The 13,791-nt window shown below is 77.8% G+C and carries 6 protein-coding genes; all 6 read right to left on the reverse strand.

All coding sequences use genetic code 11. The features are described from left to right. Positions 1-8: 8 nt before the first annotated feature. Positions 9-1,853 (reverse strand): SWIM zinc finger family protein, encoded by a 1,845-nt coding sequence (locus tag BN2279_RS16905; RefSeq protein ID WP_059010435.1) that lies wholly within the window; start codon positions 1,851-1,853, stop codon positions 9-11. Then, the gene (locus BN2279_RS16910; RefSeq protein WP_059010437.1) at positions 1,850-5,425 is read right to left on the reverse strand and encodes a DUF5682 family protein; all 3,576 of its coding nucleotides are present in this window, start codon (positions 5,423-5,425) and stop codon (positions 1,850-1,852) included. Before BN2279_RS16910 ends, BN2279_RS16905 begins: the two co-directional genes overlap by 4 nt. Continuing rightward, entirely contained in the window at positions 5,422-6,618 is a 1,197-nt protein-coding gene (locus tag BN2279_RS16915; RefSeq protein ID WP_059010439.1) for an AAA family ATPase, read from the reverse strand. The genes BN2279_RS16910 and BN2279_RS16915 overlap by 4 nt, the downstream gene beginning before the upstream one ends. A gap of 83 nt (positions 6,619-6,701) precedes the next feature. Next, positions 6,702-11,684 carry a hypothetical protein gene (locus BN2279_RS30700; protein WP_059010441.1) on the reverse strand — a complete coding sequence of 1,661 codons (4,983 nt, stop codon included), beginning with the start codon at positions 11,682-11,684 and terminating at the stop codon, positions 6,702-6,704. After that, positions 11,681-12,559: a DUF4132 domain-containing protein gene (locus BN2279_RS16925; RefSeq protein ID WP_059010443.1), complete on the reverse strand. Its 879-nt coding sequence runs from the start codon at positions 12,557-12,559 to the stop codon at positions 11,681-11,683. Before BN2279_RS16925 ends, BN2279_RS30700 begins: the two co-directional genes overlap by 4 nt. 258 nt (positions 12,560-12,817) lie before the next feature. Then, the gene (locus tag BN2279_RS16930; RefSeq protein ID WP_059010445.1) at positions 12,818-13,411 is read right to left on the reverse strand and encodes a transglycosylase SLT domain-containing protein; all 594 of its coding nucleotides are present in this window, start codon (positions 13,409-13,411) and stop codon (positions 12,818-12,820) included. Between the last annotated feature and the right edge of the window lie 380 nt (positions 13,412-13,791).

A 13,791-nucleotide genomic window follows, 5' to 3' on the forward strand; every position in this document is an offset into this window, starting at 1 on the left:
CCGCCCGCTCAGACGGACGCGGGCTCCCGCTCGTCCTCCTCGCGCCAGGAGGCGGCTATCAGGGCGCGCTCCGTCGCCGCGAGATAGACGGCGGTGGCGAGCCAGGCCCGCGCGTAGCCGTCGGGGTCGCTGTCGGCCAGGCGGCCGAAGACGTCGCGGCCCCGGCGGTCGGCCTCGGCGGTCAGGGCCGCGCACAGGCCGGCGGCCGTGCGCAGCCCGGCGCGGCGCAGCGGGACGCGCGCCCCGGCGTCGTCCCGGCCCGCCTCCGCCACCGCGCGCCGCCCTCCGGCGACGGCCAGCTCGACCAGCCGCCGCACCCGCCACAGCGGCGAGTCGCCCAGCGGGTCGGCCGCCGCGCCGCCGTCCGTCACCCCGGGGGTGGTGGCGGGCGGCAGGTGGGCGCCCTCGACGCGGTCGTACCCCAGGTCCGCCCGGCCCAGCCAGGCGTCGGGCAGCCGCAGCGTGCGCTCCGACCCGGGCACGGGCCCGGCCGCGAGCGGGCGGAGGGTGGCCGTGCGGTCGGGGTCGAGCCGGGCGACCACGCGGACGCACAGGCCGGGACGAGAGGCGAACCGCCGCAGGTTCGCCGTGTGGGCCAGGGACGGATGCCCGTGCGCCGGGACCAGCCGGATGACGGGACCGGCCGGGGCGCCGTCGCGCAGCTCCCGGGCGAACACCTGATCGCCCCGCGCGCCGGTGATCACCAGATCGCAGCCGAGCGGCTCGTCCGCCGCGCCCTCGTCCGCGCCCGTCATGTCCGTCGCGTCCGGCCCGACCGCGAGGCGGGCGGCGACGGCCTCCGCGAGCGGGCGGGTGAACAGCGCGCCCGGCGGGCCCTCCTCCCACGGCCGCCCGGGCAACGGAGTGGCGCGCACGCCGCGCCCCGTGCCGAGGCGGCCCTCGGGCGAAACGGTCGCGCCCGTCACGAGCAGGCCGCCGCGCGCCAGCGCGGCGTGGTCGAGGGCCGGGGCCAGGGCGACCGTGGCCGTCGCCGCGCCGACGGCCCGTGCCGGGCCGCCCGGCCTGACGTCGGCCACGGAGAACCAGCGGCCGTCCTCCCCGACGAGCCGGGTCACCACGCCGCCGTATCTTGTCGCGCTGATCACCGGCTCCCGGAAGACGCCGTGCACGCGCAGGCCGCCGCCCGGCCGGTAGTCCCGGCGGGCGGTGCCGATCAGCGACGGGTCGGGGTCGGCGGCGGCGATCCGGCCGGAGGTGAGGAGAAGATCGCGCAGCGCGGCGGTCAGGTCGGCCAGCCGGTGACCGTCGTGGCCCGCCCGCGCGGCGCGCAGGCCGCGCACCACGCGCAGGGCGGCGGCCTCGGCGCGGAGCAGCCCGGCCAGCCGCGCGGTGTGGGCGGCGCGGAGCACCTCGGCCTGGGCGACGGCGTCGGCGGCCGGGACCCCCGCCGCCAGCACGGCAGCGGCGGCGGCCCACAGCCCGGCGGCGGCCGACCGCCGCGCGGCGCTGGGCGGCTCCGGGACCGGGCTCGGTGCCGGATCGGGGGCCGGTTCAGGGGCCGGGCCGTCCGGATCGGGGACCGCCGCCGGCTCGGTGACGGCGTCCGCGAGCGGGCAGGCGGTCAGCACGGCCGCGCGGTGCGGGCAGCGCGGCGCCAGCAGGCAGGTGCAGCGGGCCTGGTCCGGGTCGGTGATCGCGCCCGAGGGACCGGGCAGGAGCGTGACCTCGGCGTCCTCGCCCCACGGCACCCGGAACGTTCCCCCGTCGTCGGTCACGGGCGTGGCGGCGCACCGTTCGACCGCCGCGTCCAGCTTCTTGCGCAGCCGCGAGGTGAGCCCCTCCACGGCGGAGGCGGCCACGTCGGGGGCGACCGGGGGAAGCGCGGTGGTCATCGGTGCTCTCCTCGGAGACAGTCGCCGACCCAGCGGGCGAGGGCGAGGGGGCTCAGCGCGGCGACCGGCATGCCCGCGGCGGCGAGCTGCCCGGCGACCGGGACCGAGTAACGCGGGGTGCCGGAGTCGTCCAGCGCGGCGCAGCCCATCAGGCGCACCCCGGACCCCGCCAGGGCACGGACCTCGCCGAGCAGGCCGCCCAGCGGATAGCCCTCCTCGAAGTCGCTGACCACCACCACGAGCGTGCGGCCGGGGACCGTCACCAGGGAACGGGCGTGCGCGAGCCCGGCCGCGATGTGCGTGCCGCCGCCGACCCGCACCTCCAGCAGCAGCGACAACGGGTCGCTCACCCGGTCGGTCAGGTCGATCACCTCCGTCGAGAAGGCGAGGAAATGGGTGGACAGGGTGGGGACCCCGCCCAGCACGGCGGCGGTGAGCGCGGACCACACGACGGAGGACTCCATCGACCCGGACACGTCCACCACGAGGATCAGCCGCCAGTCCGCCTCCCGGCGCGATCGCGTGCTGAACACCGGCCGCTCCGGCACCACCACGGTGCGGCCGTCGTCGAGGCGGCGGGCGTGCGCGAGGTTCGCCCGCAGGGTGCGCGGCAGGTCGAGGCGCCCGCCGGGGCGCCGGGTCGGGCGCGGGGTCGCCAGGCCGGTCAGCGCGGGCCGCAGTCGGGTCGCCAGCTCCCGGGACAGCTCGTCCACCAGACGGCGGACGAGCGGGCGCAGCCGCGCGAGCCGCTGCTCGGGCAGGCCGCCCGCGAGGGAGAGGACGGAGGTGAGCAACGCGACCGAGGGGCGCACCGACGCCGGGTCCAGCTCGCCGAGGACATCGGTCCTGCCGTGCTCGGCGGCGCGGGCGAGCACCTCCTCGCGGACCTCCGTGCCGAACAGCGCGTCCAGCTCCTCGGCCCACTCCCGGACGCCGGGGAACGACGCCTCCCGGCCACCGCCGCTCCCGCCATGGAAGTCCCCGAAGTCCTCCGCGCCCTCGCCGCGCCCCGACCCGTACAGCTCGTCCAGGGCGTGCGCGTACCGGCGGGCCCCGGCCGTGAGCCGGTCCCGCTCCCGCCCGAGCAGCAGCCGCCACCGGTCGCCCGGGGACAGCGCGGCCCCCGAGCCGGCCGCCCCCGCACGGGCCGCGTCCAACACGGCGTCCGGCCCGGCGGGAACGGCGTCCGCCGGAACGGCCTCGGCGGAGGCCGGCAGCCGCAGGGCGGCGAGGGCCTCCAGGGCGGCGAGGCCCGCCGCGTCCGCCTCGGCCCACCGCGCGAGGAGCGCGGGCGGCGCGTCCAGCGTCAGGTCCGGCCGGTCCCCGAGGCGCTCGGCGACCTCGCCGAGCAGCCGGTCCCGCGCGGCGGGCGCGAGGATGTCGAACCCCCCGCGCAGCGCGGGCAGCCGCTCCAGGAACCCCTGGTCGGGCAGCGAACCGACCCGGTCGAGCAACGGCCCGAGCGCCGCCGGGGCCGCCTGGAGCAACGGGCCGGCGGCCGTGAGCAGGCCGCGCAGCAGACCCGTCAGCCGGCGGCGGGCCTCCGGCGACGTGGCCGCGTCGACCCAGCCCGCGACCCGCGTGCCCAGCGCGTCGGCGCCGTCGAGCCCGAGCAGGACCCGGGCGGCGAGCGCGGCGCCCTGGACCATCGGCGCCCCGGTGCGGCCCAGCGCGGCCAGCGCGTCGTCCAGCCGCAGGCCGAGACGCCGCTCACCGGCCCGCGCGCACAGGGCGATCAGGGCCGCGGCGTCCTCGGGCCGGTCGCTCCCGGCGAGGCCGGGCAGCGAACGGACGGCCGTGTCGAGCAGGGTGGCGGCGAGCGCGGCGACCGCGGGGGCGCCGTCCGGGGCGAGGCCGGGCAGGTGTCCCCGGCGCAGCGCCTCCAGCAGGTCCAGCGCCTCGATCAGCTCGGCCAGGGTGGCGGTCCCGGGGAACGTGGCCGACGCGTCGGCGAGGCGGTCGGCGACCAGCTCCGGCAGGTCGCACCCGGCGGCGGCGCGCAGACCGGCCAGGGGCTGCGCGCGGGGGGGTCCGCCCTCGGCGGCCTGGCGGCGGACCGCCGCGCGCGGCGCCCGGGCGGCGGCCGTCGCGGCGGTGACGCCGCGCCCGCCCGCCAGGTCGAGCCGCGCGGGCACGGCCGGGGTCCACGCCAGCCGCCAGCGGGTGGTGAGGGCGGCGCCGTCGCCGGTGCCGCTCCCCTCGACCGGCTCGCCGTACCCCGCGCCGCACCCCCCCAGCCGCCGCAGCAGGATCTCGCGGCGGCGGTCGAGCGCCGAACGCAGCGGATCGAGCCTGACCTCGCGCGACTCGGGCCGCTCCGGCCCCGGCAGGCGCGCTTCCGCCAGCTCGGCCTCGACGGACGGGCCGAGACCGGAACGGGGCGCGCCGGGCGCGATCCGGCCCCGGGCGGAGCCGACCAGCACCGTTTCCAGCGCGGCGGCCAGTGCCCGGCCGCGCCCCAGCGGCTCGCCCTGGCCGAGCACGGTGGTGACCGCCTCGACCAGCTCGCCGCGCCCGGGGGCGGGCCGGGCGCGCAGCCGGGCCAGGTCGCACGCCAGCCGCAGCGTCTCGGCGGCCTCGCCGGTGCCCGCCGTGTGCCCGGCGGCGCGCAGCTCCCGGCACACGTCGGTGATGGCGCGGGCGGCGGCGTCGTGGATCAGGGCCGGGTCGCCGCCCGCCGCGAGGACGGCCTGCTGCCAGCGCGGGTCGCGGATGCCCGCCGGGTAGCCGGAGCGGGAGTCCAGCAGCCCGAAGGCGTACGGAACGAGGGAGGTGACGACGGGCGGCGCGGCACCGTCCGGGTCCTGGGCGGGCGGCCCGGGGGCACCGGGCGGCTCGGTGGCGGGCGTGGCCAGCGCCGGGGCGTGGAACGCGCCCACGACGGCCGCCACCCGGCGGCCCCCGGCGGCGGCAGCGGCGAGGACCCGCCGCATGTGCGCCTCGCGGGCCAGGTCGGCCGGGGGCACGCCGTCACGGCGCTCCGCGTCGCGGCGCAGCGCCCAGCCGACGCCGAGGGCGGCCCGCCGGACCGCCTCGGGCGCGCAGCCGGGCGCGAGAACCTCCACGGCGCGGTCCCACATGTCGTCCCCGTCGCGGCCGGTCCCGGCGTCGGCGAGCGCGCCGGCGAACGTACCGCCTCCTGCCGCGTCCCCGCCGTCCCGGTCCGGGGCGGTCGCGTCCCAGCCCGGGTCGGACAGCGGCAGGTCGCAGCAGACCACCTCGGCGCCGTGCTCCCGCGCCCAGCGCAGCGCGGCCAGCTCGGGCGAGAAGTCCGCGAACGGGTAGAAGCCGAGCCGCCCGTCCGGCCTGGTCCCGGCGAGCGCCACGGGCGCGACGGTGCCCGGGTCGGCCAGGTGCGTGAGCCACGGTCCGAAGTCGGCCGGCAGCTCCACGCAGACGACCTCCGGGGCGGCGGCGTCCAGCAGGGCGGGCACCACGGCGGCCAGCGCCGGGCTGTGGTGCCGGACGCCCAGCAGGAACGGGCGGGCCGACGCGGCGAGCGCTTCGACGGCGGCCCGCGGGTCGCCGTCGAGGGCGTCCTGGGTCGCGTCGCGGGGCGTGGTGAGCGTCACCGCAGGCTCTCCCGCAGGTCCCACAGGCGGCGCCAGAGCGCCGAGCCGTCCTCGGCGCGGCGGCGGACCGGGCCGTCCCAGTAGCCCAGCAGCCGGGCGTGGTCGGACGCGTCGTCCTTGCGGACGACGCCCAGCAGGTGTCCCGGCAGCAGGTCCAGGACGTCGCCGCCCGGCAGATACGCGGCGGCCACCCCCAGGGACGCCGCGACCTGCACGGCCTCGGCGGTGGACATCACCGTGCCCGGCTTCTCCACGTCCCAGCCCTCGGCGGACCGGCCGGACCGCAGGTCGCGGAAGACGGTCACGAGCACGTCGAGCACGGCGTCGTCCACCCCGAACGCCGCGCCCGCCCGCCGCACGGCGGCACCGGCCTGCCCGCGCACGAGGGCCGTCTCGGCGTCGGCGTCCGCGATCGGGTGCACCGTCTCGAAGTTGAAGCGGCGCTTGAGCGCGGCCGACATCTCGGACACGCCGCGGTCGCGGAGGTTCGCCGTGGCGATCACGGTGAACCCGGAGGCCGCCGGCACCTGCGCGTCGTCCGTCCCGGCCAGCTCCGGAACGCTCAGCCGCCGGTCGGACAGGATCGACACCAGCGCGTCCTGCACCTCCGGGAGGCAGCGGGTGATCTCCTCGACGCGCGCGACCCGGCCGCCGCGCATCGCGGTCAGCACCGGCGAGTCGACCAGCGCGGCCGGGCTGGGGCCCTGGGCGAGCAGCAGCGCGTAGTTCCAGCCGTAGCGGAAGGCGTCCTCGGTGGTGCCCGCGGTGCCCTGCACGGTGAGCGCGCTGGTGCCGCAGACGGCGGCGGCCAGCAGCTCCGACAGCATCGACTTGGCGGTGCCCGGCTCGCCGACGAGCAGCAGGCCGCGCTCCCCGGCGAGCGTCACGACGCACCGCTCGACCAGAGCCCGCTCCCCGACGAACTTGGCGGGGATCTCCAGCCGCTCGGGCAGGCCGTCGTGCGGCCGGGGCAGCCGCAGCGCCTCGCCGCCGCTGCCGCAGATGAACGTGACGACCGCGCGCGGCGTCAGGCGCCAGCCGGGCGGGCGCGGGCCGTCGTCGGGGGCGGCGAGGAACGCCAGCTCGCCGGCGTGGCGCTCCTCGGCGGGCAGCGTCTGCCGGGCGGCGGGCGCGTCCGCCGCCTCCCGGGACGGGGCCGGGGCCGGGACCGGCGCCGGAGTGGTGGTGGTCATGGGGAATCCTCGGGGGTCGAGTGGTGGTGGGTGTTGCGGTGCCACCGGGCCGGGCCGTGCCGTGCCCGGCCCGGTGGCGGAGTTCAGCGGCGGCGGGCGCGGCCCTTGGGCAGGGCCAGCTCCTCCAGGCGGGGAACGTCCCCCTCCCGTATCCGCCGCCACGCCCGCCGGTACACGTCGGCGGCCGGCTCGACCGGCACGGCCACGTCGAGCGGAACGGCGACGCCACCCGCTTCCCGCACGGTCAGCAGGTCGAACAGCGGGAGCTTCCACCCCTCCAGCGGCACGACGCCCGCCCCGGCGTCGACCCAGCTTCCGGGCAGGAACAGCGACCGCCCGGCCCGGACGCGGGCCCCTTCCACCACCAGCTCTGTGGCGGCCAGCTCGGCGCGCGCGGCCTTGAGACGGGCGGGCTTCCAGCCGGTCCACCGCGCCGCGTTCTTGTCGGTGGGGTCGGGCATGGCCAGCAGCATGAGGTACAGCGCGGCGGCGTCCGGGCCGAGCCCGTACTCCCCGGCCGCCTCGGCCACCAGCTCCGGCACGGAACGGGACGGGTCCTGCGGCCACCAGAAGCCGTCCTTGTCCCGCTCGCCCCCGGCCGGATCGCCGGGGTCGGCGAGCAGCAGCGCGAACCGGGGATCACGCGCCGTCCGCAGCGCCACCTCCATCGGGAACGGGTCCCCGGCGGCCTCGACCAGCACGGTCAGGAACGGGTCGCTGCCCGCCGCGTCGAGCAGCTCCACCCGGATCGCGGGGGAGGGCTCGTCGTCGTGCGTCGCCATGACGACCGCGCCGTACCGCTCGAAGCCGGGGCCGGTCTCGTCCGGGTGTCCGGCCACCTTGCGGAACGCGGGCAGGTTCGCGAACCGCCCGAGGGGCAGCATCAGGCCCGGCGCCGCCAGCCGGTCCCGGACGGCGGCCAGCGCGGCGGGCAGCGCCGCGCGCAGCGGGTCGCCCGCCGGGAGCCGGTGGGCGAGCCAGGCGGCCATGGTGACGACGCCGGTGAGGCTGTCGGCCGTGAAGCCGGGCGTGTCCTCGACGGGCCGGACGCGGTCCTCCCGGATCTCCCAGCGCAGGTCCCGGGCGAGCAGCGGATCACCGGCCGGGTCCAGCAGCGCCGACAGCCACACGCCCGCCCGGTACCTGATCCGGCTCGCCTCGCCGAGCAGCACCTCGGGCACGGACGGCTTGCGGCCCACCTCGCGCAGCCACACCCCGGCCGCCGCGGCGGCGTCCGGGCCGTCCGTCCACAGCCGCTCGGGCCGTTCCGGGACCAGGGCGGCGACGAGGGCGCGCCGGACCCGGACGTCCAGGGCGCGGAGCTGATCCCTGGCGACGGCCGCCTCGGTGGCCTTCACGCCGAGCGTCTGGCGCGTCTCCGGCGGCAGGAAGCTCCGGCCGTCCGCGTCGAGGTGCGGCAGGCCCGCGACGACGAGCGCGGCCAGCGTCGGCGTTATGCCCGTCAGCGCGGCGAACTCCTCCGCGGCGGCCGGGAACCACGGAGCCGGGCCGCGTGCCGCCAGCTCCGCCGTCACCCCGGTGACGCGGCCCGCCCCGTCCCCGCTCGCGGCGGGGGAGGAGCGCCGCGTCGCATAGGGCTCGGGCACCGCGAACCGGCCGGACGGGTCGTGGAACAGCGCGTCGAACTCGTACCCGTCGTCCTTCCGGCTCGTGGTCAGGAAGACGATGAACGCGCCGCCGGCCAGCGGCAGGATGCCGCGCCAGCTCCCGCTGCGGACCGGCGCGGTGGGCCAGGGCGCGCGGTCGAGGAACAGGGCGAAACGGCGCCAGCGGGCCGCCTCGCCCCTCCCCGCGTCGCTCCCGGCCTCCACGAGCCCCAGCTCCGTCAGCGCGGCCAGGAACGCGACCAGCGCGTCCCGGTCCTCCTCGCCCGTCGTCCCCGCCGCCGCGCGGAACGCCACCGAGGCGGCGTTGTCGAGCACCTCGTGCCAGGCGGGCGCGTACGGCAGCTCGGCGCCGTACAGGTGGAGCGTGCCCGCCGGGTCGCCCGGCTCCGGCACGCGCGGCTCCCGCAGGGCCCGGCGCATGGCGTGCAGGGTGCCCATCGTCCCGGCCGCCTCACGGTCCCGGTGGTACGAACCGTGCGCCCACAGCCCGCTCAGCGCCTCGCGGAGCGCGAAGTCGCGGGGGCCCGGGACGGGCCCGGCGTCCGCCGCGTCGCGCCCGCCCGCCTCCAGCGCCGAGGTGAGCCGCGCCGTCGCCGTGTCGAGCGACGCCTGCTGCGTGGCGGCGAAACGCACCACCCCCGCGACACCGGCCACCAGCGCGTCATGCGTGACGCCCGGCAGGACGCGGCGCACCTCGGCCCGGAGCCGCTCCGGCGGCGTCGTGCCGCCCTCGGCGGCGGCCAGCAGCGCCGCGGCGGTGTCGCGGTCCACGCGGCGCAGCACGGCGGAGCCCTCGGGGTCGCGGGGCCGCAGGCAGTGCCAGTACTGGCTGGGCGGCAGGATGAGCGTGCCCTCGGCGAACTCCCCGGGCGGGTCGTCCGTCCTGGCCGTGGCGGTGACGACGCCGTCCGGGTCGATCAGCTCCAGCCGGTAGCTCCGCCCGGTGACGACCGCTGTGGGGCGGTCCGCGCCGGGGAAGACGACCAGGCCGGCCAGCGTGCCCGCGCCGGGCGGCACGGTGACGGTCCGCCCGGCCATGTCCTCACCGCGCAGCGACCCGTCGCCCAGCCGCACCACGCGCCAGCCGAGCAGGCCGTCCACCGGCGCGCTCGCCGGGCCGGCGGTCGCGCCGGGCGTGGGCCGCACCCAGCCGTCGTGGAACCGTCCGCCGCCGGACGCGCGCTCCGCCGAGGCGAGGAAGGCCGGCAGCTCCGCGCGGCCGACCCGCCCGGAGGCCGGGTCGTACACGCACCACCCGGCGTGGTCGCGGCCCGCCTGCTCCGGTGCCCAGACCCAGTACGACACGCCGTCGCCCATCAGCGGCTCGTCGACGGGCACCGTGGTGTCACCCCGGTGGAGGACGCCGCCGCCCGTGACGCGCCCGCCGCCGGGCAGCGGCAGCGTCACCGGCTCCGAGCCCAGGTACCAGTTCATCCGGACGCCTCGCCGCCGGTGCTCACCCGCGTCCGTCATGGGCCGGGGCCGGTCGGCGGCGGTGTGCCAGTACCCGTGGATCCGGCCGCCGTCGTCGCGGGCCGCCCAGTACACCAGCAGCTCGCCGTCCACCCAGTGCATGCCGGGGTCGTCCCAGGTGTGCGTCGCGCCGGCCGGGATCCGCAGGTCGTGGGTCAGCAGTGTGCCCTCGGCGCCGATGACCCGCGCCTGCGCGCGCCCGGAGACGATCAGGTGCGGCCAGGCGTCCGCCACGATGAGGTCCTCGACGTCCTTGGCGGGCACCAGCGACGCCGCCGCCTCGTCCCACGCGGGCCAGCCCAGCTCGTCGAGGAGCCCCGCCCGCAGCGTGTGGGCGAGCACCGGCGCCAGGTCCGTCCCGGCGGCCTCGCGGACCTCGGCCTCGGCGAGGACCAGGGCCTCGCCCGGCAGCCACGCCAGCCTCCGCAGCGTGTCGGGGAGCCGTGGCAGCCCGGCCGCCACCGACTGGCGGGCGACCGCGCGCACCCACTCCGCCAGCATGGGCCGCCCGCCGGGCGACCGGGCCAGCAGCCGCACGACCCGCATGGCCCGGTCGGACTGGCCGAGGCCGTCCGCGGCCTTGTGGAACGGGCGCCGGAAACGGGGATCGGCGGCCACCGCCAGCAGGTCGCGCTGACCCTCGCCGCGCGCCCAGCCCTGCAACGGCAGGTCCTGCCTCGCGTCGAACTCCTCGACCGGGATCTCCAGCTCCAGCAGCAGGTCCAGCAGGTCGAGGTCGTCCGTGACGCGCAGCCGCTCGCCCGACACGGCCAGCTCCGCGCGCACCCGCCCGGCCATCCGCTCCACCAGCCCGTACAGCGCGGGCAGCCGCTCCTGCCGCCACCGTTGCCCCCGCAGCCCGAGGAACCGCCGGAACCAGCCCACCACCCCGTCCACCGGCGCCCGGTCCACCACGGCCCCGGCCACCGGACCGCCCGTGGAGCCGTCCGCCGGGCCGTCCGTGGAGCCGCCCGCCGGGCCGGTCAGCCCGGCCGTGGCGCCGGACTCCTCCAGCACCTGGAGCCACAGCTCCGGCATGTGGTCGTCGCGGCTCGACGGCATCAGGTCGAGCAGCCTGCCCCGCACCTCCGGGTCCTGCCGCGCCAGCGCGGTCAGGGCCGCCCGGTGCCCGGCCCACCAGGCCGCCGAGGCACGCAGCGTGGCGGGCAGCCCGAGCAGCTCCCGCAGATACGCCCGCTCCTCCGCGTCGGCGTCCAGCCCGGCGGCCCGCGCCAGCTTCCGCTGGTCCTTCGCCATCTGCGGCGAGGGCGGCAGCCCGCCGGCGGTGCGCCGCACGCACAGCCGGGTGAAACGGCGCAGCGCGTCGTCCGCCGGTATCCGCGCCGCCAGGTCCTTCGCGTAACCCGAGAGCACCTTCACCGGCAGCGCCCCGGCCAGCGCGAACTCCAGGAAGACGGCGTCCAGCCGCTCCTCGTCCACCGCGAGCCCGTGCTCCGCCTCGGCCCGCCGGGCGCGGGCGAACATCTGCGCCGCGTACGTCGCGTTCTCCACGGCCAGGAAGACCCGCCCGGCCTGCTCGAAGAACGTCGGCAGGAAGTGCGGCACCGAGGCGGCCAGCCGCCCGGCCAGCTCGACATACGCGTCCAGCGCCGCCTTCGGCTTGGACTTCGCCTGCCGGGCCACCCGCTCCAGCTCGGGAACGACCCCGAGCGCGTGCCGCCCGTCCTCCGGGTGATGCGCCAGCACCCACTCCGGGAAACCGAGCGACTGCCGCAGCCCCATGCCCACCACGGCCGGCTCCCCGTCCGGCTCCAGGCCCAGGAAGCCCGCCGCCAGATCCTCCGCCGCGCCCAGCTCCGCCGCGACCAGCCGCACCACGACCCGGTCGTCCAGCGCGGGATGCCGGTACCCCCGGGCGGTCAGCGGCACCGCGCGCTCCCCGGCGTCCTGGGTACCGGGCGGCAGCACGGCCCCGGCCCGCAACAGCTCCTCGTTGGCGCTCACGCGGCCTTCCCCTCCTCGATCACGCGACCGGCGTACAGCGCCGACGCCATCCGCATCCCCTCGGACCACGCCACCGGGCCCACGTCGGCCACACGGAGGGAACGGCCCTCCCGGTCGCGCCAGGACAGGCCGCCGGTCTCGACGTCCTCGTCCCAGTACGGCTCACCGATCCACACCGACGCCTCGACGGTCCCGCCGCCGTCCCGCACCTGGCACGTGGCGTAACCGCCGGAGACCCGGTACCCCAGCGACGAGGCGCGGGCGGCCAGCGCGAAACGGGACGGGAACGCGCCCCCGGCGAACTCCGACACCTCCGTCCGCGCCCCGTCCGCCCCGCCCGCCGCGTCGGCGGGCTTGTGCCAGGTCGCGCGGTGGATCTGCTCGATGCCCTGCGTGATCCCCAGCTCCGCCGCGAACTCGCGCAGCTCCGCCAGGTCGGGCAGCAGCACCGGATGCGGCAACGTCACTCGTTCGGGTGAAAGTCGCACGGTCTCGCCGTCCAGATCGACGATCCGCAGCTCCCCGGCGCCGGACGCGTCCCGCAGGAACCCGACGTCGTCGGGCCCGTCCCCCACAACCACGGCGTCCCGCAGCGCGGCCCGCCACGCCTCGTCGGCCCAGACCCGCGCCAGCAGCCCGGTCGGCACGGGCAGCGACGACACCATCCAGGCGTCCACCTGGGCGAGGCACGCCGTGGCGTGCCGGCCGAGCCACTCGGCGAGCCGCCGCAGCCGGTCCACCTCGGGGTGGTCCTTCAACGCCTTCGGCAGCGTTTTCAACTGCCGCCCGGTTCTCCGCCCGGCTGTGGCCCGCGCGGCCACCCGCCCATCCAGAAGGGCGATCTCATACCCCTCGCCCGCCGGCACCCAGCCCATGGGCCCCCACCTCTCAACCTCACGAAAACACCACGTCAGCACAGCGGAGCCGGGGAATTCCGACACCAGTGTGAAGACGCTGAGAAGGCTAGCGGTGGCTACTGACAGTCAGCCCCACACCGGCCCCGACCCCCTCGGTCGAGGCAACCGTGCGTGCGGACAGTATGTATGACAGTTGATCAGTGTCCCCCGGGGCGGTTTCCCGCCCCTGGCCCCGCCCGTCCGGCGGGGCGCGTTTCCTCCGGGCCGGAGGGCGGCTCAGTACGCGCTGTCGACGTTGTCCATCGAGCCGTAGCGGTCGGCCGCGTAGTTGCAGGCGGCCACGATGTTGGCGACCGGGTCGTACAGGTCGTGCGCGGTGCCCTCGACGTGGTACGCGTCGAACGTGGGCTGGATCACCTGGAGCAGGCCCTTGGACGGGATGCCGTTGATGGCGTTGATGTCCCAGGTGTTGATGGCGTGGGGGTCACCGCTGGACTCGCGCATCACGTTGCGGTGGATGCCCTCGTAGGTGCCGGGGATGTCGTGCTTCTTCATGATGTCGAGCGCCTCGCGGATCCAGCCATCGAGGTTGTCCTCGTAGGTCGGCTCGGCCTGCTCGGCGGACTCCGCCTGAGTCTCCAGGCTCGCCTGCTGGCTGCCTATCGCGTCGCTCAGGGTCTCCATGCGGAAGGTGCTCACATCGGCGGACGCGGTCACGTCCGTGGTCACGGCCGCGGCCTCGGCGGCGGGGGCGGGGCTCGGAAGGATCGAGAACGTCAGAGCGGCAGCGCCTGCGGCGGCGACACCGGCCATGGAGACCTTGCGGCTCCTGCTGGTCGGGCGGGTGCCAAGGGTGCTGGTCGCGGACATGAAGGAGAACCTCATTCTGATCGGGGTAAATGCCGCTTTTGCGGCGGGGGGGATCGTGGGGGGGGGGTTGGGGGTCCCCGGCAAACCGGGGGGCTCCTCACACCCCCCGCCGCCCGCCCCCTGCAAAACTCCTCACCCACCCACCAGAGAGGAAGACAAGGATGCGGCGAGGCACGCGCCACACTAACAAACAATACAATCCGCACACATTCAAAAGCAGAGGCGGCTATCAGTTTTTTGTGTGTTGCGCGTGCGCGCGGAGGTGTATATAAGGATGTGTATAAGAGACCGCCACCGCTCCGTGTCCCCGCGCGGTCGGCTCCTTCCCGGGCCGTGTCACCGCACAGAAGGGGGTCGGGCGAGAACTCACCGCTCCCCAC

Source organism: Streptomyces specialis, from assembly GCF_001493375.1.
Classification (GTDB): domain Bacteria; phylum Actinomycetota; class Actinomycetes; order Streptomycetales; family Streptomycetaceae; genus Streptomyces; species Streptomyces specialis.